At 65.4% G+C, this 23,681-nt stretch carries 22 protein-coding genes; 7 read left to right on the top strand and 15 right to left on the bottom strand.

All coding sequences use genetic code 11. The features are described 5' to 3' along the window. Positions 1-23 precede the first annotated feature (23 nt). From infA to EI983_RS02370, 3 genes are all read right to left on the bottom strand, one after another. The gene (infA, locus tag EI983_RS02380) at positions 24-242 is read right to left on the bottom strand and encodes a translation initiation factor IF-1 (RefSeq protein WP_005978431.1); all 219 of its coding nucleotides are present in this window, start codon (positions 240-242) and stop codon (positions 24-26) included. Positions 243-324: 82 nt separating this feature from the next. Beyond that, the gene (locus EI983_RS02375) at positions 325-1,209 is read right to left on the bottom strand and encodes a carbon-nitrogen hydrolase family protein (protein WP_157705690.1); all 885 of its coding nucleotides are present in this window, start codon (positions 1,207-1,209) and stop codon (positions 325-327) included. A 218-nt stretch (positions 1,210-1,427) separates the two neighbouring features. After that, the gene (locus EI983_RS02370; RefSeq protein ID WP_157705689.1) at positions 1,428-2,798 is read right to left on the bottom strand and encodes a glutamate--cysteine ligase; all 1,371 of its coding nucleotides are present in this window, start codon (positions 2,796-2,798) and stop codon (positions 1,428-1,430) included. A 143-nt stretch (positions 2,799-2,941) separates the two neighbouring features. Here EI983_RS02370 and EI983_RS02365 point away from each other — a divergent pair, with 143 nt between their 5' ends. Further along, positions 2,942-3,709, top strand: a complete 768-nt coding sequence (locus tag EI983_RS02365) for a sulfotransferase-like domain-containing protein (protein WP_157705688.1) — start codon at positions 2,942-2,944, stop codon at positions 3,707-3,709. Positions 3,710-3,799: 90 nt separating this feature from the next. On the opposite strand, the gene EI983_RS02360 is transcribed toward EI983_RS02365, so the two are convergent. The 6 genes from EI983_RS02360 to EI983_RS02335 are packed head-to-tail and all read right to left on the bottom strand — an operon-like array spanning position 3,800 to position 7,938. After that, positions 3,800-4,057, bottom strand: coding sequence for a hypothetical protein (locus tag EI983_RS02360; protein WP_157705687.1), 258 nt, complete (start codon positions 4,055-4,057; stop codon positions 3,800-3,802). Next, positions 4,054-4,659: a glycerol-3-phosphate 1-O-acyltransferase PlsY gene (gene plsY / locus EI983_RS02355; RefSeq protein ID WP_157705686.1), complete on the bottom strand. Its 606-nt coding sequence runs from the start codon at positions 4,657-4,659 to the stop codon at positions 4,054-4,056. The genes EI983_RS02360 and plsY overlap by 4 nt, the downstream gene beginning before the upstream one ends. After that, on the bottom strand, positions 4,659-5,939 hold the full coding sequence (gene pyrC / locus EI983_RS02350; RefSeq protein ID WP_157705685.1) for a dihydroorotase: 1,281 nt from the start codon (positions 5,937-5,939) through the stop codon (positions 4,659-4,661). Before pyrC ends, plsY begins: the two co-directional genes overlap by 1 nt. Before the next feature lie 60 nt (positions 5,940-5,999). Further along, complete coding sequence (locus EI983_RS02345; RefSeq protein ID WP_157705684.1) at positions 6,000-6,452, bottom strand: hypothetical protein; 453 nt, start codon at positions 6,450-6,452, stop codon at positions 6,000-6,002. Next, positions 6,449-6,982, bottom strand: coding sequence for a hypothetical protein (locus EI983_RS02340; protein ID WP_157705683.1), 534 nt, complete (start codon positions 6,980-6,982; stop codon positions 6,449-6,451). Before EI983_RS02340 ends, EI983_RS02345 begins: the two co-directional genes overlap by 4 nt. Next, positions 6,979-7,938: an aspartate carbamoyltransferase catalytic subunit gene (locus EI983_RS02335; protein ID WP_157705682.1), complete on the bottom strand. Its 960-nt coding sequence runs from the start codon at positions 7,936-7,938 to the stop codon at positions 6,979-6,981. The genes EI983_RS02340 and EI983_RS02335 overlap by 4 nt, the downstream gene beginning before the upstream one ends. Positions 7,939-8,039: 101 nt before the next feature. Between EI983_RS02335 and EI983_RS02330 the strand changes: the two genes are divergently transcribed. The 5 genes from EI983_RS02330 to EI983_RS02310 all read left to right on the top strand — a co-directional run bounded on the left by EI983_RS02330 (position 8,040) and on the right by EI983_RS02310 (position 15,185). Next, positions 8,040-8,822 carry a uracil-DNA glycosylase gene (locus EI983_RS02330; RefSeq protein WP_157705681.1) on the top strand — a complete coding sequence of 261 codons (783 nt, stop codon included), beginning with the start codon at positions 8,040-8,042 and terminating at the stop codon, positions 8,820-8,822. After that, positions 8,819-9,421 (top strand): metallophosphoesterase family protein, encoded by a 603-nt coding sequence (locus tag EI983_RS02325; RefSeq protein ID WP_157705680.1) that lies wholly within the window; start codon positions 8,819-8,821, stop codon positions 9,419-9,421. The genes EI983_RS02330 and EI983_RS02325 overlap by 4 nt, the downstream gene beginning before the upstream one ends. Before the next feature lie 8 nt (positions 9,422-9,429). Next, positions 9,430-9,972, top strand: a complete 543-nt coding sequence (gene moaB, locus EI983_RS02320) for a molybdenum cofactor biosynthesis protein B (protein ID WP_157705679.1) — start codon at positions 9,430-9,432, stop codon at positions 9,970-9,972. Positions 9,973-10,070: 98 nt separating this feature from the next. Further along, positions 10,071-11,537 carry an efflux RND transporter periplasmic adaptor subunit gene (locus EI983_RS02315; protein ID WP_157705678.1) on the top strand — a complete coding sequence of 489 codons (1,467 nt, stop codon included), beginning with the start codon at positions 10,071-10,073 and terminating at the stop codon, positions 11,535-11,537. A 3-nt stretch (positions 11,538-11,540) separates the two neighbouring features. After that, positions 11,541-15,185, top strand: coding sequence for an efflux RND transporter permease subunit (locus EI983_RS02310; protein WP_157705677.1), 3,645 nt, complete (start codon positions 11,541-11,543; stop codon positions 15,183-15,185). Here the strand turns inward: EI983_RS02310 and EI983_RS02305 are convergent. Beyond that, a complete protein-coding gene (locus EI983_RS02305; protein ID WP_343038623.1) occupies positions 15,164-15,970 on the bottom strand; it encodes a protein-disulfide reductase DsbD domain-containing protein in 807 nt (268 codons plus the stop codon). The genes EI983_RS02310 and EI983_RS02305 overlap by 22 nt on opposite strands. A 175-nt stretch (positions 15,971-16,145) precedes the next feature. Here EI983_RS02305 and EI983_RS02300 point away from each other — a divergent pair, with 175 nt between their 5' ends. Next, a complete protein-coding gene (locus tag EI983_RS02300; RefSeq protein WP_246162379.1) occupies positions 16,146-16,670 on the top strand; it encodes a YqgE/AlgH family protein in 525 nt (174 codons plus the stop codon). A 167-nt stretch (positions 16,671-16,837) separates the two neighbouring features. Here the strand turns inward: EI983_RS02300 and EI983_RS02295 are convergent, their stop codons facing one another. From EI983_RS02295 to EI983_RS02275, 5 genes are all read right to left on the bottom strand, one after another. Next, complete coding sequence (locus tag EI983_RS02295; protein WP_157705675.1) at positions 16,838-20,152, bottom strand: error-prone DNA polymerase; 3,315 nt, start codon at positions 20,150-20,152, stop codon at positions 16,838-16,840. Positions 20,153-20,318: 166 nt separating this feature from the next. Then, on the bottom strand, positions 20,319-21,785 hold the full coding sequence (locus EI983_RS02290) for a Y-family DNA polymerase (protein ID WP_157705674.1): 1,467 nt from the start codon (positions 21,783-21,785) through the stop codon (positions 20,319-20,321). Next, positions 21,739-22,308 (bottom strand): ImuA family protein, encoded by a 570-nt coding sequence (locus EI983_RS02285; protein WP_157705673.1) that lies wholly within the window; start codon positions 22,306-22,308, stop codon positions 21,739-21,741. The genes EI983_RS02290 and EI983_RS02285 overlap by 47 nt, the downstream gene beginning before the upstream one ends. Before the next feature lie 93 nt (positions 22,309-22,401). Beyond that, a complete protein-coding gene (locus EI983_RS02280) occupies positions 22,402-22,725 on the bottom strand; it encodes a M48 family metalloprotease (protein ID WP_157705672.1) in 324 nt (107 codons plus the stop codon). Positions 22,726-22,743: 18 nt separating this feature from the next. Next, positions 22,744-23,538: a M48 family metallopeptidase gene (locus EI983_RS02275; protein ID WP_157705671.1), complete on the bottom strand. Its 795-nt coding sequence runs from the start codon at positions 23,536-23,538 to the stop codon at positions 22,744-22,746. Between the last annotated feature and the right edge of the window lie 143 nt (positions 23,539-23,681).

Genomic DNA, 23,681 nt, shown 5'->3' with positions numbered 1-23,681 from the left:
AGTTACAACGGGTTAAACCCGTTTCACTTGAAGCGGTAATTGATCCGACCCTTGGTCAGATCATAGGGGGTCATCTCAACTTGCACCTTGTCGCCAGCCAGAACACGGATGCGGTTCTTGCGCATCTTGCCTGCCGTATGTGCGATGATCTCATGGCCGTTTTCAAGCTCGACCCGGAACGTCGCATTCGGCAGGAGTTCCTTCACGACACCGGGAAATTCGAGCGTATCTTCCTTGGCCATGGTCTCTCCTGTGTTGCAGGCCCCGAGATGGGGCCGGATGGCGCCTAAATGGCGCTATTCGCGCAGTTTTTCAAGGAAATTATCATCCCAATCGCTCAGATGTGACGCTGTGACCCGGTGCGGGCTGTTCGTCCCAGTGGCGGCGATTGAGCACCTGGCCGTCGGCGCGGACATGGGCAACGGCGGCCGGATCGACCTCGGCAACGGTCCAGCCGGGGTGGTTCAGCGTGCCTTCGGCAATGACGCCGCTGGGCGGAAACCCGGTATCGGGCGGGCCGAAAACGCCGCCCATGCCGGTGGTGTCGCCCACGGCCTCGCACCAGTTGCCGGGACCGGTGAGCGAAGACATGACCGTGACGCATTGGTTTTCCAATGCGCGGGCCATCGCGCCGATCCGCACCCGCCAATAGCCCGAAAGCGCTTCGGTACAGGACGGGACAAGCAGCAGCTCAGCCTCTGCTAAGCTTCTGCCGAGCAAAGGAAATTCACTGTCATAGCAGATCAGGATGCCGATCTTTCCAAGACTTGTGTCAAAGAGTTTGAGGGGGCCACAGGGCAGCATATCCATCGGTGCACGCTCAAAGCGGGTCATGATCTGCTTGTCCTGAAAGCCGCGCCCGCCGGTGGGCGAAAAGAGACGCTGACGGTTCACCGGGCGGTTTCCGAGGGTGCCGTCGAAGACCGGGGCGGAGCCTGCGCTGATATGGACCTTATGCTTTGCAGCCAGATCGGCATGCAGATCATCCGCATCCCCGATCCGGGCCGAAACAGCGTGGAGCGAGCGTTCCACATCGGCGGCCACATCGGCACCGTCGAGGGCCGCAAGCTCCATCGCGGCATATTCGGGAAAGAGAAGCAATTCAGCCCCCTGCCCGGCCGCGTCAGCGACCCAAGCCTCGATCTTGGCGGCATAATCGGCCCAGGAGCGGAGCGGGTCGAGCGGATAGGCGGCGGTGGCGATTTTCATGCGAGGTCAGCCTTTCTGGAGTTTTGTACGTTTTGTACAAAATCACCCCCTGTTTTGTACAAAATTCGGGATTTGTTAAGGCCCAACCGACCGCGGCCGGATTTGGGTGGACATCTCACGGCGATCCCTGCGCGCAGCGGTGGGGGGCGAAACGCAGGTCAGGCGGAGGATGACACCGAAGCGCATGTCTGGCGTGTGTTGGGGCGCCTCATCCTGCGTCAGTAAGAGAACTCAGAGTAGATACGCGTAAGATCGCCGTTCCAATCGCCGTGATAGTGATCGAGCAGCTCATCGGCAGGCACCTTGCCGCTGTCGATGCTTTCGCGCAGGGCGTTGAGGAAATGGGTCTCGTCCGGGACCATGCCACCCGCGCCGGGGCGCGCCCGGGCCTTCAGACCTGCCTCGGAGATGTTGAGCACCTCGCGCGCGAGGTCGTGCATGCGGATGCCGCCAACCTCGGCCTGTAGCGCCTGTTCCGAGGCCGCGACGCGCAGGCCCTCGCGGGTTTCCGCATCCCAGCCCTTGCAGATGTCCCAGGCCGCATCGAGCGCGCTCTGGTCATACATCAGTCCGGTCCAGAAGGCGGGCAGTGCGCAGAGCCTGCGCCACGGGCCGCCATCGGCGCCGCGCATTTCCATGAATTTCTTGATCCGCGCCTCGGGGAAGATCGTGGTCAGGTGATCGGCCCAGTCCGACAGCGTCGGCTTCTCACCCGGCAGGGCCGGCAGCTCGCCACGCAGGAAGTCGCGGAAGGACATGCCCAGCGCGTCGATATATTCACCATCGCGATAAACAAAATACATCGGCACATCGAGCGCGAACTCGGCATAGGCCTCGAAGCCGAAGCCGTCCTCGAAAACGAAAGGCAGCATGCCGGTACGATCCGCATCGAGATCGCGCCAGACGCGGGAGCGCCAGGATTTATGCCCGTTGGGCTTGCCCTCGAAAAAGGGCGAGTTGGCAAAGAGGGCGGTGGCCACGGGTTGCAGCGCCAGCGCGATGCGCAGCTTTTGCACCATGTCCGCCTCGGACCCGAAATCGAGATTGACCTGCACGGTGCAGGTCCGCCGCATCATCGACCGGCCCATGGTGCCGACCTTTTGCATATAGGCGTCCATCAGCTTGTACCGGCCCTTGGGCATGAGGGGCATGTCCTCATGGGTCCAGATCGGGGCCGCGCCAAGCCCGATGAAGCCCACGCCGACCTTGTCGGCAATGTCCTTCACATCGGCAAGGTGCTGGTTCACCTCGTCGCAGGTCTGGTGGATGGTCTCCAGCGGTGCGCCCGAGAGCTCAAGCTGCCCGCCCGGCTCGAGGCTGACATTGGCGCCGTCCTTCTCCAGCCCGATGAGCTTGCCCGCCTCTTCCACCGGGGCCCAGCCATGGCCGTCGCGCAACCCTTCGAGCACCGCCAGAACCGAGCGCTCGCCCGCATAGGGAATGGGCCTGAGCGTATCCTTGCAATAGCCGAATTTCTCGTGCTCGGTGCCGATGCGCCAGTCGTCCCTGGGTTTGCACCCGGCTTCGAGATACCCCGCGAGCTGGGAATGATCTTCGATGGGGCCGCCACCGGATTGAGGTATGGACATGCGGGCCTCCTGCGCTCTTGCCGTGTGGCCTTGGTGACGAAGCGGACCCGGGGTGTCAAGGCAGAGGGGCAATCGGCGCTGCACTTTTCAGTGAGGATCAATTTGCCTAAGCTGAGGAGAAAGCCGCATCAGGAGCCCCGCCCATGCACCCCATTTTCGCGCTCTGGTCGCACCCGCGTTCGATGTCCACGGCGATGGAGCGCGTGATGCGCGAACGTGGCGATCTGGACTGTGCGCATGAGCCGTTCATGTATGATTATTACGTGCACAGGCAGGTGCGCCAGTTTCCGATGTTCGACATGCAGGAGGATCAGCCCCAGAGCTATACCGAGATCCGCGATATGCTTATGCGGCGCGCAGAGACAGGGCCGGTGTTTTTCAAGGATATGAGCTTTTACGTCTATGAGCAGGTGCTGGAAGACGCGGAATTCTCGGCGCGGCTGACCAACAGCTTTCTGATCCGTAACCCGGTGGCCTCGATCCTGTCCTATTTCAAGCTCGACCCGGATGCGACGATGGAAGAGATCGGGCTCGAGGCGCAGTTTCGTCATTACAACGCCCTGGTCACACGCGGAGAAGCACCGGTCATCCTGGAGGCCGATGACGTGCGCGGCGACACGCGCGGGATGATGACCGCCTGGTGGCAGATCATCGGGTTGCCATTTCGCGAGCGCGCCTTTGACTGGCAGACCCCGGCGCCCGAGGATTGGGATCATGTTGAGGGCTGGCATGGCGATGTGTCGAACGCGTCGGGGATCAGGCCGCTGAGTGCGGCTGATGTTGCGAAACAGCGGGCGGATTTCGAAGCCATGGCAAAGACGCATCCGCGCATGCTGGACTGTCTGGAGCATCATCTGCCCTTCTATGAGGCATTGAAGGCGCAGGCGCTGAACGCGGCAGGCAAGGCCTAGCGCCGGGCGCGCGCGGAATTTGCACAAATTCCGGGATCGAAAATGAACATTTTCGAGGGCGTTTTCTGTGCAGAAAACGCGGCCCGGCCGTCAGTCGGCGCGCAGGTTGAGAACGAAATCCACGACTTTCGCCTCGGGCATCTCGCAGGGTTTGAGCCGCGCGCCGGAGGCCAGTCGGTAAAGGTTGAGGCTGATGTAATCCGCGCCGCCCAGTTCTTCGGCCACGAGTTTCTGCGCGGCCCCGCCCGAGAAATCCGAGCGCGTCACCACATATCGCCGCCCGGCACAGCTGCCGGTAAAGCTCCCCAGTGGCAGCGCATCGAACGCCGCCAGAAAGGCGGTGGTCATTTCTGTCCGATCCTGGGTTCGGTCCCGGCGCGCAGGCGGGCGATATTCTCGCGGTGGCGCCAGAAGACCAGAAGCGTCAGCAGGATGCCCACGCCGAGCATCTGGCTCTGACCGAGAAAGACCATCCAGATCGTGCTGACCGCTGCGGTAAAGATCGCCGCGAAGGACGAGATGCGGGTTGCCGCCGCCACCGCGAGCCATGTCGCGCAGCAGGCCAGCCCGACCGGCCAGGCCAGCGCCAGCAAAAGGCCAAGGAATGTCGCCACGCCCTTGCCGCCCTTGAAGCCCAGCCAGATCGGGTAGCAATGGCCAAGAAAGGCCATGAACCCGGCCACTTGCGCGGCATCCTCGCCCGAGATCGCCCAGGCCAGCAGCGCCACCAGCGCGCCCTTGGCCGCGTCGATGAGCAGCGTCGCGGCGGCGGCGGATTTGTTGCCGGTGCGCAGCACATTGGTGGCGCCGATATTGCCCGAGCCGATCTCGCGCAGATTGCCGAGGCCGAAGACCCGGCTCATCGCCATGCCGCCAGAGACCGAGCCGATCAGATAGCCCGCCACGGCCCAGACCAGCAGCAGGAAAAGCGGGGTTTCAAGCACTGGCATCAGGGGGCCTCATAAACGCTGCGTCCGGCGACATAGGTGGCCAGAACCTTACCCTGCATCCGCGCGCCGTCAAACGGGGTGTTCTTGGATTTCGACAGAAGCGTGAAGCGGTCGAGCACAAAGGGGGTGTCAGGGTTGAAAAGCAGAAGATCGGCGGGCGCGCCGGGGGTAAGGCGACCCGCGCTGAGCCCCAGCCGCCGGGCGGGGTTGAGCGACAGCGCACGGAAAAGCTGCGCCAGCGTAAGATCGCCCGAGTGGTAGAGCCGCAGGGCGGCGGGTAGGAGCGTTTCGAGCGCGACCGCACCGGAGGCGGCCTCCTCGAAGGGCAGGCGTTTGCTTTCCTCGTCCTGCGGGGTGTGCATCGACGAGATCACGTCGATCAGCCCGTCGCGCAGGGCGGCGATGATGGCCTGGCGGTCGTCCTCGGCCCGCAAGGGCGGCTTGACCTTGAAGAAGGTGCGGTAATTGGCGACGTCCAACTCGTTGAGCGTGAGGTGGTGGATCGAGGTGCCCGCGGTGATATTGAGCCCGTTGCGTTTGGCGCGTTCCAGAGCGGGCAGAGCACGGGCGGTGGTGATCTGATCGGCGTGATAGGCGGCCCCGGTCATCTCCAGCAGGGCAATGTCACGGTCGAGCCCCATGCGTTCGGCCATGGGCGAAACAGCGGGCAGGCCGCGCAGCGAGGCGAACTTGCCCGAGGTGGCCGCCGCCCCGGCGCTCAGCCCCGGCTCTTGCGGATGGCCCACGACGAGCGCGCCCAGACTGCGGGCATAGCTGAGCGCACGGGAGAATACCTTGGTGTTGGTGATCACATGATCGCAATCGGTGAAGGCCACAGCACCGGCATCCATCAGAAAGCCGATTTCGGTCATTTCCCTGCCTTCCCGGCCCTTGGTGAGGGCGGCCATGGGCAGGACGTTGACCGGGGCGGCCTCGTTGGCGCGGCGCAGGGCGAAGGACAACACCTCGGGCGTGTCCACAGCAGGCAGCGTGTCGGGCCGGGTGATCATCGTGGTGACCCCGCCCCTGGCCGCCGCCAGCCCGGCAGAGCGGTAGCTTTCCTTGTGCCGCTCGCCCGGCTCGCAGACCTTGACGCCGATATCGACGATGCCCGGCGCAAGGCAGGCGCCGTTGCAATCGTGCCGCTCGTCCGCCTCTGGCGTGTCGGCCTCGCTGCCGGTGGCGCTGATCCGGCCGCCGTCGGTCAGCAGCCAGCCGGGTGTGTCGGTGCCGTGTTCGGGGTCGATCAGGCGGGCATTGGTGAAAAGAATTTTGGTCATGCCGCTGCCTCCTGCGGGATGCGGATGCGCTTGGTGCGCTGAGCTGTGTTGGGGCTCTGGTCAGTCATCGGCCCCTCCGGCCCCGGCCTCGATCTGGGCGCGCACGGATTTGGCGTCTGCCTGATACTTGAGCAGATATTTCTCGCCCGTGCGGCTGATCACCTGAACGGCGCTGCCCAGGGTGCGCACCTGGGCGATATTCTCAAGCGCAATGGCGCGGGTCTGCGGACCCAGAAGCCGCTGATTGGTCAGATCCCAGCGCACGCCCAGCTCGTCCGAGGCGACATACCAGCCGCGCAGGGCAATCGCCGCCAGCCCGCCCACGGCCCCGGTCCAGACATGCGCATTGCCGAGCGCCCAGAGGACGAGCATACCGCCCGCCATGCCGAGGGCGGCCATCCAGGCATGATCGCGGATATAGGTGCCGCGATCGGCCTGGAACGAGGTCAGCACCTGTTCCCCCGGCGCAAGCTCGGACGTAGGATGCAAGGCGTAGCTGGTGCTGTCGGTCATGAGGCGGCCACCAGAACCATGGCCAGGGTGATCACCGCGATCACAAGGAGCGCGACCATGGCGACCCGGCCGGACATGGCCGCATCGGAGGGGCGCGGTTTGGCAGTGGGGGCCACTTGGCCCTCGGCCGCGGCGGAGGGGAGCGGCTCAAACTTCACCGGGCTCTTCTCTTCGGTATAGGTGCCGATCCAGCGCAGTGGCGCCCTTGGTGTGAGCGTGACAGCCGCGCCCTGAAAGGCGGCGGAGCGCACGACCATCAGATGCCCGGTGAGCGCATCGAGCCGGGCACGGTCGGGGGCGATCTCGGCCTCGGGGATGCCCAGACCCTCGGTCATGTACCCGCTGAGGCCCAGGCCGGTGAGATCCCTGGTGGAAAAGAGATCGACCTGGTCGATATCGAGCGCAGAAACCCCCAGCATGGCGGCCAGATCAGCCTCGCGCAGTTTGCCGACCTCCTCACCGGGAAGGTCGAGCGCGAAGAGCCGCACCAGCCCGCGTTCGCTGGCGGATATGTCAAAGCGGTCGCTCACACCATCACCGCCGCCTCGGCCTGCCGCCGCGCTCTGAGGTTGCGTGCCAGCAGGTCCATCGCGGCCATGCGCACGGCCACGCCCATCTCGACCTGTTCCTGAATGACCGAGCGGTTGATATCGTCAGCCAGTTCCCCATCAATCTCGACGCCGCGGTTCATCGGACCGGGGTGCATGACGATCGCATCCGGCTTGGCATGGCTCAGCTTTTCGGCATCGAGCCCGTAGCGGTGGTAATATTCGCGCTCGGACGGGATGAAGCCGCCATCCATGCGCTCTTTCTGAAGCCGGAGCATCATCACGACATCGACGTCGCGCAACCCTTCCTCCATATCCTCGAACACCTCGACGCCGAACTCGGCAATGCCCGAGGGCATCAGCGTGGGCGGGCCGATGAGGCGCACGCGGTTTTCCATCTTGCCCAGGAGCAGGATGTTGGACCGCGCCACGCGGGAATGGGCGATATCGCCGCAGATCGCGATGGAAAGGCGGTGCAGACGGCCCTTGGCGCGGCGGATGGTCAGCGCATCGAGCAGCGCCTGGGTGGGGTGTTCGTGCCGCCCGTCACCGGCGTTGAGCACCGCGCAGTTGACCTTCTGGGCCAAGAGATCCACCGCCCCCGATTGCGGGTGCCGCACGATCAGCAGGTCAGGATGCATGGCGTTGAGCGTCAGCGCCGTGTCGATCAGCGTCTCGCCCTTCTTGATCGAGCTCGCCTGCATCGCCATGCTCATCACATCTGCGCCCAGCCGTTTGCCCGCCAGTTCGAAACTGGCCTGGGTGCGGGTGGAGTTTTCGAAGAACATGTTGATCTGGGTGAGGCCCGACAGAGCGTCACCATGTTTCACCTCACGGCGGTTGAGATCGACATATTGATCGGCGAGATCGAGAATGGCGGTGATATCGGGCGGGGAGAGGGGCTCGATCCCGAGCAGGTGAGGATGTGAATAGGTCATGCCGCCTCCGCCTTGGTCTGGCGCGTTATAGGTTTGGTTTGCGGGCGGGGCAAGATCAGCCGTGCTTTCCCTTGCCGCGCCGCAAGGCTAGATTGCATCGCATGGAATCGACCCTTGACCCTCATACCGCGCGTGCGCTGCTCGATTGGCAGATCGAGTTGGGGGCGACGGAGGCGATTTGCGATGCGCCGATCAATCGCTATGAGCTGCAGGACAAGGCCCCGGTGAAGCAGGCTGTGGCGGCGGCGCCGGTTGCGGCGGCCGCGGTGGAGCCTGCGGTGGATGCGGTGGCCGAGGCGCGCAGCCTGGCCGAAGGTGCCGCGGATCTGGCCGGGTTGCAGGCGGCGATGGCCAGCTTTGAGCATTGCGAGCTGAAGCGCGGGGCGCGCAATCTGGTCTTTGCCGATGGCGACGCGCGCGCGCGGGTGATGATCATCGGCGAGGCGCCGGGGCGCGATGAGGATATTCAGGGCAAGCCGTTTGTGGGCCGGGCCGGGCAGCTTCTGGACAAGATGTTTGCCGCGATTGGCATGGGCCGCACGGAGCCGGGCGACAGGGCCGTCTATATCACCAACGTGCTGCCCTGGCGGCCGCCGCAGAACCGCGACCCGAAGCCCGAGGAGATCGCCATGCTCAAGCCCTTCGTGGAGCGGCATGTGGCGCTGGTGAAGCCTGAACTCATTGTTTTAATGGGCAATATCTCGTGTCAGGCGGGGCTGGGAAAACGCGGCATTACCCGGCTGCGCGGGCAGTGGGCCGAGGCCTATGGCACACCCTGCCTGCCGATGTTTCACCCCGCCTACCTGTTGCGCAACCCGGCCGCGAAACGCGAGGCCTGGGCGGATTTGCTGAGCCTGCAGGCGCGGCTGCGGGAACGCGCATGAAGATCCTCGCCTTTTCCGACCTGCATCATTCGCACAGGCGGGCGGCGCTGCTGGTTGAGGCGAGCGCCAAGGCCGATCTGGTGATCGGAGCCGGAGATTTCTGCAACATGCGGCAGGGGCTGGCTGAGGCGATGGACCTGCTGAGCCGGATCACGGCCCCGATGGTGATCGTGCCGGGCAATGCCGAAAGCGCCGATGAACTGGCCGCTGTCTGTCCGGCGCAGGCGATTCTGCTGCATGGCACCGGCTGCGAGATCGGCGGGCTCAGGCTGTTCGGGCTGGGCTATGGTATTCCGGTGACGCCTTTTGGCGAGTGGTCCTGCGACATGACGGAGGCGGATGCCGAAATCATGCTCGGGCGGTGCGAGGCGGCGGATATCCTCGTGACCCATTCGCCGCCCAAGGGCATTGCCGATGTCACCTCGACCGGGCTGTCTGTGGGCTCAGCAGCGATTGCCGGAGCCATCAACCGGCTGCAACCGCGCCTTGCGGTTTGCGGCCATATCCATGACAGCTGGGGCATGCGCGGCCGGATCGGGGCCACGGAGGTGGTCAATCTTGGCCCCACGCCAAATTGGTTTAACGTTAAACTACCCTGAGGAGCGCCATGTCCCGCATTGACGAAAGCAAAGAGTTCATCCCCGTGCGTATCGCCGTTCTGACGGTGAGCGATACCCGCGAGCTGGCCGAGGACCGCTCGGGCGATGTGCTGGTCGGCCGGTTGCAGGAGGCCGGGCATACTCTGGTCGCGCGGAGCATCGTCCGCGATGAACGCACTGATATTGCAGCGCAATTGCGGGCCTGGGTGGCGGATCCCGAGGTGGATGTGGTGATCTCGACCGGCGGCACGGGCCTGACCGGCCGGGATGTGACGGTCGAGGCGCATCGCGATGTCTATGAAAAGGAGATCGAGGCGTTCGGGACGGTCTTTACCCATGTCAGCATGGCCAAGATCGGCACCTCAGCGGTGCAGTCGCGGGCGACGGGGGGCGTGGCGGGCGGCACGTATCTTTTTGCCCTGCCGGGCAGTCCCGGCGCCTGCAAGGACGCCTGGGACGAAATCCTCAAATGGCAGCTGGATTACCGCCACCGGCCCTGCAACTTTGTCGAGATCATGCCGAGGCTTGACGAACATCTGCGACGGAAATAGCGCCGACCTGCGTAAAACACTGACCGCTTGGCATTTTTCCTCTGCGGTATAGATTAACGGCAAGGCCCCGGACCGGGCCGCTCAAAGGGTCAGATGCCATGCGCTTCCTGCGCCAAAGCCTTACCGGATTGTTCCTGCTCAGCCTCACCCTGGGGCTGATGGCCTATGCCGGGCAAATGGTGTTCTCCGCGGTCGATGAACGGCTCAATGCCGAGCCGAGAATGCCGGAACGCCGCGAGCGGATCTTTGCGGTGAATGTGGCCGAGGCGAAGCTGGAGACGATCCGGCCGGTGTTGACGGCCTTTGGAGAGGTCCAGAGCCGCCGGGAGCTGGAGCTACGCGCGAGATCGGGCGGAACGCTTGTCGAGCTTTCGGAGGCGTTCGAGGAAGGCGGACAGGTGAAGGCGGGGCAGCTTCTTGCCCGGGTCGATCCGGCGGATGCGCAATCGGCGCTGGACCGGGCCGAGAGCGACCTTCTGGACGCGCAGTTCGAGATTGGCGAAGCCGATCGCGGCCTTATCCTGGCGCAGGACGAGCTGGCGGCGGCGATGGAGCAGGCGGAGCTGCGCCAGAACGCATTTCAGCGCCAGATCGACCTTGAGGCGCGCGGGGTCGGTACGACTGCAACGGTCGAGACCGCCGAGCTTGCCGCGGCACAGGCGCGTCAGACCGTTCTGAACGCGCGGCAGGCCGTGGCGCAGGCCGAGGCGCGGGTCAATCAGGCGGCAACCCGCCTGGCGCGCAGCCGGATCGCCCTGGCCGAGGCCCAGCGCCGCCTGGCGGAAACCGAGATCAAGGCCGGATTCAGCGGCACGCTGGCGGATGTGTCGGTGGTGGAGGGGCGGCTGGTCAGTGCCAATGAGCAGCTTGGCCGCCTGATCGACCCGGATGCGCTGGAAGTGGCCTTTCGCATTTCCACGGCACAATATGCGCGCCTTCTGGACGAGGCAGGACAGCTTATCGCGGCGCCGGTGGGCGTGACCATGGACGCGTTCGGGCTTGAGCTGACCACGGATGCGGTGATCAGCCGCGACAGCGCGGCGGTGGGGGATGGCCAGACCGGCCGACTGCTGTTTGCGCGCATGAGCCGCCCCGGCGGGATGAAGCCCGGCGACTTCGTGACCGTGCGCATCGAGGAGCCCGCGCTGGCGGAGGTGGTGCGCCTGCCCTCTTCGGCGCTGGGTGCCGATGGCACGGTGCTGACGGTGGATGCCGAAGACCGGCTGGATGCGCTGCCGGTGACGCTCCTGCGCCGTCAGGGCGATGACATCCTGGTGCGCGGCGAAGGGTTGGAAGGGCAGCGCGTGGTGACCGACCGCTCGCCACTGCTGGGCAAGGGGATCAAGGTGCGCCTGCTCAACGAGGACCGCACCGAAGTCAACGCCGCCCCCTCGGACACCGCGATGCTGGAGCTGAGCGAGGATCGCCGCGCGCGGCTGATTGCCTATGTGGAGAGCGATGCGGAGATGTCGCCCGACGACAAATCCAGCCTGCTGGATGAGCTGACCAAGGCGCAGGTGCCCGCGCAGACCGTGCAGCGGCTTGAACGCCGGATCGGCGGCTAGGGTATGGCGCGCGCGCTTCCCAGCTCGGCCGGCGGGCTGCTGTCCTATTTCACCCGTCATCGCACGGCGGCAAACCTGCTTCTGGTGCTGATGATCGTGCTCGGGCTTGCGGCCATCCCGAAGATGCGGGCGCAATTCTTTCCCGATGTGATCGTCGACCGGGTGGCGATCAATATCTTATGGGAAGGCGCCGGGGCCGAAGATGTGGACCGCGCGATCATGCAGGTGGTCGAGCCGGTCCTCTTGGCGGTGAACGGGGTCAATGCGTCGATCTCAAGCAGCAATGAAGGGCGCGCCAGTATCTCGCTGGAGTTCGAGCCGGGCTGGGACATGAGCGAAGGGCTGGCCGATGTGGAGGCCGCCCTCGACCAGATCACGACCCTGCCCGAAGATGCCGAGGAGCCTGAAGTGCAGCGCGGCGCCTGGCGCGACCGGGTGACCGACCTGGTGATCACCGGACCGGTGAGCGCCGACCAGCTTGGCCTGTTTGCCGATGAACTGGTGACACGGCTGTTCAATGCCGGGGTCACGCGCACCACGATCCGCGGCGTCGCGGCCCCCGAAACCATCGTGGAAGTCCCGTCGACCAACCTGATTTCGCATGACATCACCATGCGAGAGATTGCCACCGCCATCGCCGAGGAGGTGGATGCGGACCCCGCGGGCGACATCAGCGGGGCCGACACAAGGGTGCGCACCGGCGTGGAAAAACGCGAGCCGACAGAACTGAGCGGGATTGTTCTGCGCTCCAACCCCGATGGCTCGAAACTGACGATCGGCGATATTGCCACGGTGCGGCTAGAAGGGATCACCCGGGAGCGCCGGTATTTCGTGGGCGAACAGCCGGCCATCTCGATCCGGGTGGACCGCAGTGAACAGGGCGATGCCATCCGCATTCAGCGGCGGGTGCAGGAGGTCGCCGACCAGATGGAGGAAACCCTGCCCGAGGGGGTGGAGGTCCGGCTGATCCGGGAACGGGCCGAGGCCATTTCAGGGCGGCTCAACATCCTGCTCGACAACGGGCTGATGGGGCTCGGACTGGTGATCACGCTGCTGTTTCTGTTCCTCAACGTGCGCACGGCGTTCTGGGTCGCGGCGGGGATTCCGGTGGCGATGCTGGCGGCGATTGCGCTGATGTATGTGGGCGGGCTGACCATCAACATGGTCTCGCTCTTTGCGCTGATCATCACGCTGGGGATCGTGGTGGATGACGCGATCGTGGTGGGCGAGCATGCCGATGCGCGCTATCGCAAGCTGAAGGAGAGCCCGTCGGAAGCCTCGGAACGCGCGGCGCAACGCATGGCGCTGCCGGTCTTTTCCGCGACGCTGACCACGCTGATCGCCTTTTTTGGCCTCACCTTCATCGGCGGGCGGTTTGGCGATCTGATCATCGACATGCCGTTCACGGTCATCGCCGTGCTGGTGGCCAGCCTGGTGGAGTGTTTCCTGATCCTGCCGCATCATATGTCGCATGCGCTGAAGCCGCGCGCCCCTGCGGGTTTCAGCCGCCTGCGGGCGGGGCTGGCGATGTTTTCGATGATGCTGGTCACCGCGCTGTTTTCAGGGTTGTTTTTCGCCGGTGGGGTGCTGGGGCTGACACAGCTGGGATGGCTTGCCGACGCCGATATGCTGACGCTTCAGAATGCGGCTGTCGCGGCGGGTGGTGGGATTGTCCTGCTGATCCTGTCCTTCTGGTTCCTGTCGCCGGCACAGCGCACGCGCGCCATTCTCGCCATGTCCCGGCACGGGGTCGACATGGTCTCGCGCGGGGTGGACATTGGCTTTAGCCGGGTGCGCGAGGGGCTTTTCCGGCCGTTCATCGCCGGGGTCATCTGGGCGCGCTACCCGGTCTTTGCCGGTCTGCTGCTGGTGCTGGCCAGCCAGGCGGCTCTGTTTATCAAGGGCGATGTGCAATGGCGGTTTTTCAACGCGCCCGAGCGCGGCAGCGTCACCGGAAATTTCATCATGGCGCCATCGGCCAAGCGCTCGGACACGCTGGCCATGATGCGCGAGATGCAGCGCGCAACCGAAGAGCTGGGCGCGGAATATGCCGAGCGTTACGGGACCAATCCGATTGATTTCGTCATCGCCGAGATTGGCGGCAATGCCGGGCGCGGCCTGTCGGGCGCGGACAACAAGGACCCGGACCTGCTGGGCGGGATATCGATCGAGCTGATCGACGCCGACCTGCGCCCCTATTCCAGCTTTGCCTTTGTCGGAGAGTTGCAGGAGCGTGTGCGCCAGCATCCGCTGGCCGAAACGGTCAGCTTCCGCGGCTGGCGGTCGGGGCCGGGGGGAGATGCGCTTGATGTGCAGTTCTTCGGAGCGAGCGCGGAGGATCTGAAGGCCGCCTCGGAGGCGCTGAAAACGGCGCTGCTGCGCTTTCCGGAGGTGTCGGCGGTCGAAGACAACCTTGCCTATGACAAGGAAGAGCTGATCCTGGAGCTGACCCCGCAAGGTCAGGCGCTTGGCTTTTCCATTGACGCTCTGGGGCGTGTGTTGCGGGCGCGTCTGGGCGGGATCGAGGCGGCGACCTATCCGCTGGGCCCGCGCAGTGCCGCGATCCGGGTGGAACTGCCCGAGGGCGAGCTGACCGCCGATTTCCTGGAGCGGATGCAGTTGCGCACGCCTGCCGGAGCATACGTCCCGCTGGCCGATATTGTCAGCGTGGACCGGCGCACCGGGTTTTCCACCGTGCGGCGCGAGAACGGGCTGCGCCTGATCAGTGTGACCGGCGATATCGCCGAGGACGATCCGGCGCGCGCCGCGGCCATTTCGCAGGCGCTGGAAGAAGAGATCTTGCCCACCATCGCCAGCGAACAGAAGGTCGAGTGGCGTCTTTCGGGGCTGAGCGAGCAGGAGGATGATTTTCTCAACGACGCGCGGCTTGGGCTGACGCTGACGCTGCTGGGGATCTATCTGGTGCTGGCCTGGGTCTTTGCCAGCTGGACCCGGCCTGTGGTTGTGATGGCAATCATTCCCTTTGGACTCGTCGGGACGATCTATGGGCATTACCAATGGGATGTACCGCTGAGCATGTTCTCGGTCGTGGGTATCCTGGGGATGACCGGGATCATCATCAACGACTCGATCGTGCTGGTCACCACGATTGACGACTATGCCAAGGATCGCGGCCTGATCCCCTCGATCATAGACGCGGCGGCAGACCGGCTCAGGCCCGTGCTGCTGACCACGCTGACCACGGTGCTGGGCCTTGCGCCGCTTCTGTTCGAGCGGTCGCAGCAGGCGCAGTTTCTCAAGCCGACGGTGATCACCCTGGTCTATGGGCTGGGCTTTGGCCTGATCCTGGTGCTGCTGATGGTGCCGGCGCTGGTGGCGATGCAGAGTGACGTGGCCCGCATGATCCGGGCGCTGCGCCGGGGCCTGCGGTTTCGCGCCGGGCCGGTGCGGGTCGCCCTTGGTGCCGGGCTGGCGATGGTGCTCGGCTGGCTGGCGGCAACGATGGGCCAGGTGATCTTTACCGGAGCGTTGCCACCTGCCCTGAGCGGGCTGTTGCCCCTGTCAGACCCGATGGCGGCAGGGTTCGTGCTGTTCTCAGGTGGCGCGGCGGCGATCAGTCTGGGGCTGTTTGCGGTTCTCGGACTGCGCCACTGGCTCAGCCGGTCTCAGCCCGCCGAACAGCCCTGAATATCCACCGCGTAGTTCGATCCGATCACGGTGATCCGCACGGCGGACCGATCGAGCGCGAAGGCCCGGCCGTCCACATGGTAAAGCTCGGCCTCGGCGTTCAGCCGCCCGCCGTTGCGTCGGGCATCGCCCTGGCTGACCCAGATCTGCGGGTTGTCCAGTTCCACCACCATCACTTCGGTGCCTCCGGCAGAGGGCATGGCGACCGACGCGCTCAGGCGCAGCCCGTCCTCGATGGGCGACACGTCGCAGCGCACCTGCCCGACACCCGCCTCTGAGGGCGCATAGGGGCGGTCGGCCATGGCCGCGGTGATATGCGGGTCGGGTTTGCTGACGTTCGATGGCAGAGCTTCGGAGAGAGACAGGGTAATCGGCACGCAGACATCCTTGCACACCCCCAGATCGATGCTGGCCTTGAGCTGTACCGGCTTGCCCGCACGTTCGGGGCTGATGCGCATTGGCAGGATCACCCGATCCTTGTAGCCGATCACCTGCACGCCGCCCTGATCGATCACGATGGGCGTGGGCCAGACCGGTTCCACCGCGCCCAGATTGCGCGAGCCGCGCCAGTCAAACCGGGGCGGAATACCCGCATCGCCCGGTGCGCGCCAATAGGTCTTCCAGCCCGGGGCCATGTGCAGCTCGACCGCGGCCATGTGCTGCCCGTTGGCCATGCGCCAGCCAGGCAGAATCCGCGCCTCAAGCGCATCGTCCAGCGGCCCGGCCTGGGCGACAGGTGCCGCAAGACCCAGAATCAGGCCCAGCATCATGCGTATCTTTGTCATCATTCCTTCCAGATGGCTGGTTTGCATTGAAATGCCAAGTCACGTTTGGGCGAGGATCGCGTGCCGCCTGCCCTTGCACAAGTGGCGCAGCGCCCCCATTGTGAAAGGAGCAGTGACAAAGGACACCAGGCGCGTGAGCGACGAAATCGACCTGACCGGCAAGCTCCTGATTGCCATGCCCGGCATGGGCGACCCCCGTTTCGCGCATTCGGTGGTCTTCATGTGCGCGCATTCCCCGGACGGGGCGATGGGGCTGATCCTCAACAAACCGACGGGTGATCTGCATCTGAGGGACCTGCTGGAGCAGCTTTCGATCTCGATCGGCGCGGAGATGTTCAACCGCCCGGTGCATTTCGGCGGCCCGGTGGAAAGCGGGCGCGGCTTCGTGCTGCATGAGCGCGGCTATCACAGCTCCATCTCGACCCTGGACGTCGATGCGCGCTTTGCCATGACCGCGACGATGGACATTCTCGAAGATCTCGCGCAGGGGCGCGGCCCGCTGAAAGCCCTGATTGCGCTGGGGTATGCGGGCTGGGGGCCAGGGCAGCTCGAAGGCGAGATCGCGCAGAACGGCTGGCTGACCTGCGATGCCGATCCCGCGCTGGTCTTTGACGAGGCAGACGCGACCAAATGGGAGGCCGCGCTCAAAACGCTGGGCATCGACGCGCTGGCCCTCTCTGCCGAGGCCGGGCGCGCCTGAGCCCCTCCGTCTTCCTGGTTAAAATACTCCCGCCGGGGGCCCGGCCCGCCACACGCCCTCCCTCCGCATAAAGCGTCGCCTCTCCACCCGCCCCGAGGACGACGCCAAAGGCGGAGGACGAGACAAACCGGCGCGCGGGAACCGCGCACAATCGGATCAGGGCCGCGTCAATGAAAATCCCGGCTTGGAAAGAGCTTTTTCGCCTGTTCGCGCGGGTGCCTTGCAGACGGGCGGACAGGACCGGGGCGCGGGGCCTCATCGGCACCGGGGCGCGTCACGCCCACCGCATCCTCCAGCGGATGGCCCAGATCCGCCAGTCGGCCTGACATATCCTCGACCTTTTGCGCGATCAGATGCACCACCTGCCCTTCGCGCTGCAGATAGCCCGTGACGCGTAACAGCCGCCCCCCCATCACCGCACGGCGGAAGCGCTCATAAACCTTTGGCCACACGACCACATTGGCCACCCCCGTCTCATCCTCCAGCGTCAGGAAGATCACGCCCGAGGCTGTCCCGGGCCGCTGCCGGGTGATCACCAGCCCGCACACCGTCGCCCCGCCCAGCGGCGCGCTGATCAGCTCTGCATGGGGCAAAAGCCCCGGCATGGCGGGCCGCAAAAGCTCCATCGGATGCGCGCGCAGGCTGAGGCGCAGCGCCACGTAATCCTCCACCACCTCCTCGCCCAGCTGCATCGCGGGCAGGATCACCTCGGGCTCCACAATCCCCTCGCCCTCGATGGGGTCGTTGAACAAGGGCAAGGGTGCCGGCGCGCGCAACGCCTTGATCTGCCAGAGCGCGTCGCGCCGGGTGAGGCCCATATCGGTGAAGGCATCGGCCTCGGCCAGCCGCTCCAGCGCGGCAGGGGCCACGCCCGCGCGCAACCACAGACCTTGCGGATCGCGATAGCCATTGCCGCGCGCCGCGACGATCCAGCCTGCATCCTCCTCGCGGAACCCCTTGATCTGCCGGAACCCCAGCCGCAGCGCCAGCGCCCCGTCGGCGCGCCGTTCCAGCGCATTGTCCCAGCCACTGGCATTGACGCAGACGGGGCGCACCTCCACGCCGTGCTCGCGCAGATCCCGCACGATCTGGGCAGGCGCATAAAACCCCATCGGCTGCGAATTGAGCAAGGCACAGGCAAAGACGCCCGGATGGTGGCATTTGAGCCAGGACGAGACATAGACCAGCATGGCAAAGGCCGCCGCGTGGCTTTCGGGAAAGCCGTAATCGGCAAAGCCCTCGATCTGGGTGAAGCAGCTTTCGGCAAACTCGGGGGAATAGCCGTTTTTCAGCATACCGGCGAGGAACTGGTCACGGAATTTGCTGATCGTGCCCATGCGCCGGAAGGTGGCGATGGAGCGGCGCAGGCGGTCGGCCTCTTCGGGGGTGAATCCGGCGGCCACCACGGCGATCTGCATGGCCTGCTCCTGAAACAGCGGCACTCCCAGCGTCTTGCCCAGCACGCCTTCGAGCGCACGCGACGGAAATGTCACCTTCTCCAGCCCCTGCCGCCGCTTGATATAGGGTTGCACCATGCCGCCCTGAATGGGCCCCGGGCGCACGATGGCCACCTCAATCACCAGATCGTAAAACTCGCGCGGGCGCATGCGCGGCAGGAAGTTCATCTGCGCGCGGCTTTCGACCTGGAACACCCCCACCGCATCGGCGCGGCAGAGCATGTCATAGGTCGCCGTGTCGGCCTGCGGCACGGTGGCGATGGAAAGCATCTGTTTCTCATGCTCCTCAAGCAGGGCAAAGGCCTTGCGGATACAGGTCAGCATGCCGAGGCCCAAAACGTCGATCTTGAGAATGCCAAGCGTGTCGATATCGTCCTTGTCCCATTCGATCACCGTGCGGTCCTCCATCGCCGCGTTCTCGATGGGGCAGAGCTCATCCAGCCGCCCCCGGGTGATGACAAAGCCGCCGACATGTTGGGACAAATGGCGCGGAAAGCCGATGATCTCGCCGATAAGCCGGATGGTCTGCGCCAGCCGCCGGTCATCCGGGTCGAGCCCCAGTTCGCGGATGCGCGCGGGGTCCGCGCCACTGCTCGACATGCCCCAGATCTGGCCCGAGAGACCGGCCGTCACATCCTGGGAGAGGCCCATCACCTTGCCCACCTCGCGGATCGCGGCACGCGAGCGGAAATGGATCACCGTCGCACAAAGCCCGGCGCGGTGGCGGCCGTATTTTTCATAGATATGCTGGATCACCTCCTCGCGGCGCTCATGTTCGAAATCCACGTCGATATCGGGCGGCTCGCCGCGATGCTCCGAGACGAAGCGGGCAAAGACCATCGAGATCACCTCGGGCCCGACATCGGTGATGCCGAGGAGGTAACAGAGGATCGAATTGGCCGCCGAGCCGCGCCCCTGACAGAGGATGCCGCGGCTGCGGGCAAACTTCACGATGTCATGCACGGTGAGGAAATAGGCGGCGAAGCCCAGCTTTTCGACGATCTGCAATTCGCCCGTCATCATCACCCGCACCCGCTCGGGCGCACCCTGCGGATAGCGGCGGCTCAGCCCCTCCCCGGCCAGCCGTTCCAGCCGCTCCTGCGGGGTCTCTCCCTCGGCGCTCTCGTCGGGGTAGTCATAGCTGAGCTCGCTCAGGCAGAAGCTGCATCGGTCGGCAATCTCGACCGAGCGGCGCAGCGCGCCGGGGTGGTCGCGGAAGACACGGATCATATCGGCATAGCCCTTGAGGCGGCGCTCGGCATTGGGCAGCGCCCGGGTGCCGATCGTGTCGATCGTGATCCCCTCGCGCAGGCAGGTGAGCACATCGGCGAGCTGGCGGCGGGCCGCGCGGTGCATCAGCACATCGCCCACCGCCACCATCGGCGCGGAGGCCTTGCGCGCAAGCAGCGTGCAGGCTTCGAGATACGCCGCATCCGAGCCGTCATAGCGCGGGGCAGCCCCAAGAAAGACATGGCCCGGAAAACGGCGCTGTGCCTTGCGCAAATGGCTCAGCACGCCGCTGTCGCCGGGGGGCTTTTGCGGCAGGGCGATGAGGATCATGCCGGTGCCGTGCTCCAGCAGATCGCACAGCTCAAGATGGCATGCCCCCTTCTCGGCCCGGCGTTTGCCGAGGGTCAGAAGCCGGGTGAGCCGCGCATAGGCGGCGCGGTCGCGCGGCAGGGCAAGCCAGTGAACCGGGCTGTCGCGCAAGACGAGGCGGCAACCCACGATCAGACGCGGCAGGCGGGCCGTCTCAGGGCGCGGCACGTCGCGAGGCGCGCCAGCCTGCTGGCGCGAAGAGCTGTCCACCTGCACGGTTGAGCGTACCGGGATGGCCTCGGAAAGCGCGCGCTGCAACTCCCGCAGGGCCGCATAGGCGCGGACCACACCGGCGAGCGAATTGCGGTCGGTGATGGCGATGGCGTGAAGCCCCAGTTCGGCGGCGCGCGCCACCAGCTCTTCGGGATGCGAGGAACCGCGCAGGAAGGAGAAGTTGGAGGTGACGCAGAGCTCGGCGTAGCTCATGACATCCCCGTCTGATCCGAAGGTGTGCGCAAGGCGCACGCTCTGTTTCTCGTCCTCCGCTTTGCGTCGTCCTCGGGGTCTGTGGCGGGTGCTACGCGATATGGCCGGTGGAGGTGTTTGTGGCAAGTGGGGGATTTGAGTATTTGAGGAACAATGAAAGGGGAGGTCATGCGAACTCTCCCTGTACGAACCAGCCGGGGGATTGCGGAGTGTAATACATCCAGAGGCGGCGGCCCTGGCGGGTTTCGACCTGCCAGTAGTCGCGCATCCCTGTGCGCCAGCTTTCGTCGGAGAGCCACCATTCGGGGGCGATGCGTTCCGGCCCGGTGGCGCGGCCGGTGGAGAGCGACATGCGCCGCCAGCGGAAGCGGCGGGGCGGGCGCGGGCCCTGACCTGCGATGGGTTCGGGCGCAAAGAGGCGCAGGGGGCGCGGGCGCAGGGCCACCCAGGAGCCGGAGGGGTCCGAATAGGCCGCGGGAGCGATGAGGAAGGCGCGTTCGGGGATGTGGCTGTCGGCGGGCAGGAAGCGGCGGATATTGTCGAGGCCGATGCGGCTGCCGATGCGGGTGATCAGGTCATTGAGCGTGTCCTGATCGGCGGAGCGCAGGGGGCTGAGCTGCTGCGCCGGGAGGGGGTCGACCCGGGTGGCCTCCAGCCGGAGCTGGTCGATGCCGAAACCTGCGTCCACCGCGCTCACCCCGCGTTCGAAAAGCGGCAGGATGCGGCGTGCGTCACGCAGGGGGCGGGCGAGGCGCAGTTCGACCTCGCAACTGGCCTGGTCGACCCGGCGCAGGGTGAGGCGCAGGGCGCGGGCGCCGGCCTCGGCCTCGGCAAGGCGGGTGCAGACCTGTTCGAGCAGCCGCCCGGTACCGGCCATGACATCGGCGGTCAGGCCGATGGGCTCGGGCAATGTCATCTGCGCGGCAAAGCGGGGCGGGTCAGGCAGGGGCGAGACCTGTTCGGGCTGATCCCCCAGCGCCTGCTCGAGCCGCATCACCACGTCGCGGCCAAAGCGGCGGGTGAGGCTGGCGCGCGGCAGATCCAGCAGCTCGCCAATGGTGCGCAGTCCAAGCCGTTGCAGGGCGATGACGGTGGCCTCTGGCAGGCGCAGGGCGGAAACCGGCAGATCGGTGAGGCTGCTGCGTGCCGCACCCGGCGGGGCGATGCCTTTGCCGTAATGCGCGATGGCCCAGGCCGCGCCCCTGGTGTCCGCAAGGCCGCTACGGACATGCAGCCCTGCACGGGTGAGGCGCATGTGCAGGTCATCGAGCAGCGCCGCCTCGCCGCCGACAAGATGCGCAGAGCCGGTGATATCGAGCGACAGCCCGTCACGCCCATCCAGCCCCACCCAGGGACAATAACGCGTGGCCCAGCGGGCAAGGATCCGCAGAAAACGCGCATCGGCGGGCGGGTCGGCCGGGCGGGTTTGCAGATCAGGGCAGATGGCGCGGGCATCGGCAAGGCCCATGCCACAGGAAAGCCCTTGCGCCCCGGCCTGCGAATTGAGGCAATAGAGCCGCTCGGTGTTACGCTCGTGCAGGGTCAGAGCGAAGGGGCCGGAGACAGGGCGCACCCGCAGAGCCCGGTCACTGGCCAGGCGGGGAAACCAGAGAGATACGACGCGTTTGCTCATCCCAGTGCACGGTAAAGGCGGCTAATGTTCCTTTTTTGTTCTTTATAATTTCCCACCGCGCGTGAGTCGAGTCCGCAGGGTCGAAAACCGGGGCGCAATGCCAGCGGGTATCGGCGGCGTTGGAGCCGGCACCTTCGGGAATGAGACAGAGCGCGGTTGTCCGCCCCGCTTCGGCGGCCAGTTGCAGGCGGCGCCCAGCCAGAAGCGAGAGCGGTTTGGTGACTTCGACAATCACGAGGCGGACGGCCCCTGCGCGCAAGGCGTCTTCGGCGACGGCAAGGGCATCGTCCTGATCCTTTGGGGTGACCAGCAGAAGACGCGCAGGGTCAATATAGCGGCTGATGCCCACGGGGTTGAGCTGTTCCGGCGTCCAGCTTTGCGCGATCCAGAGCAGCGGCCCGTCAAGCATTGCGGCCAGAGCCAGGGCAAAGCCGGTGGCCCCCGGCCCTTCGGCCTCGTGGCAGCGGGCAAGTCGCAGAGGCGCGCCGGGCAAGAGCGTGATATGTGGGTCTGGCCGTGTCATGGGTCACCAAGGTATCACGCAATGCCGGAAGGGCCACCGGTTAAATCGGCGGGGTGTAGGGTGGGGTTGATACTCCCCCGTGGCCCTTCGGGACTAGCGATCAAACTCGGTTTCATGAAGGTCTTCCATCAATGCCTTGCCTAAAGCGTCCTTGATCGGCTGTATCTCTGCCGCGATGCTCTCAAAGCCACATCGGGCCGCGTCGAGCGGGTCGGCATCCCAGCCACCGGGCAGGGCCTCCAGGAACGCAAGCCGCAGGGTCGTGGGCGGATGGGAGCTGTCGACCCGGTGTTTCTCGGCGGCAGCCAAGTCGAGATAGCGGGTGACAAGGGCCGGGTCGGCTTCGCTGACCGCGTGGCCCATATGGTCGAAAATCCGGCCATTCTGGTTGTCCCGGTAAGGGTAGAGGTCAAGCATGGCGCGGTTGCTCAGGTCCTAGCGCGTGAGGGTCACGAGCGCGCTTTGCATGGCCTGGCGTCCCGCGACCCGCGCGGCGGCCGCATCGGCGCGGTACTCGGCGCGCTGCGATTCGAAAAACGAGAACCAGCTGAGCACGCGATCATATCCGCTGACAAATGCGGCAAAGACGAGCTGGGCAAGGGCGCCGCCGAATGCGTCGCCGGACCGCATTTCGAAAGTGTCCTGCCAGGTGGTCAGGACCGACTTGGCCTGAAAGAAAGCGCCCTGTCGCAGCGGATCGTCATTGACCTTGTGTCCAAGCTCATGGGTGAGAATGGCCAGCTTCTCAGCCTCGCTGGCCGCCGCCCAGAGCGGCAGGCCAATGCCAAGGATCCAATCTTGCCGCCCGAACAGACCAGACCGGTATTGCCCCATATAGGCGTTGAACACAGTGTCGAAATGGACGCCATCCGGCGCAGTGGTGCCGAGACGTTCGGCGATCTGATCAAGCAAGGCGAAGAGTGTCGGCAGTTCTTCGCGGCGATAGGTGCGTGCATGGTTTCGGTTGATCGGCGGCAGAAGGATATAGGCAAAACCCAGCAGGATCAGCCCGATGATCAGGGGCAAGACCCTGGGAAAGGTGGTCCAGATCACCGCGAGGCCAAAGCCCCCCACCAGGAGGGGCGATATCAGCACGATGACCGAGAGCACCCAACACACCGCCAGCCGAAAGGTCAGGCGGGGGCGTGGGTGCCCGGTTTCGCGCATGCCCTGCGCCAGCAGGGTTTCGGCATATTTGGCCTGCCAGCGGTCTGTAAAGCTGCTGATCATGAAAACGCGGTTCCGGCGCTAAAGGCTCCGTTTTGAGAGTCGCAGGACACCGCCCATGCGGCAAGCGGAAAGCAGCAGGCGCGAACGGTGGGAAAGACCGCTTGCGCCTTGCAGGCAGAGCAAACAGGCATGTGCGCAAGCCC

The sequence above is a fragment of the Roseovarius faecimaris genome (genome assembly GCF_009762325.1).
Taxonomy (GTDB): Bacteria; Pseudomonadota; Alphaproteobacteria; order Rhodobacterales; family Rhodobacteraceae; genus Roseovarius; species Roseovarius faecimaris.
Note: the sequence above shows the minus strand (reverse complement) of the source record. Positions and strands in the feature narration are given on the sequence as shown.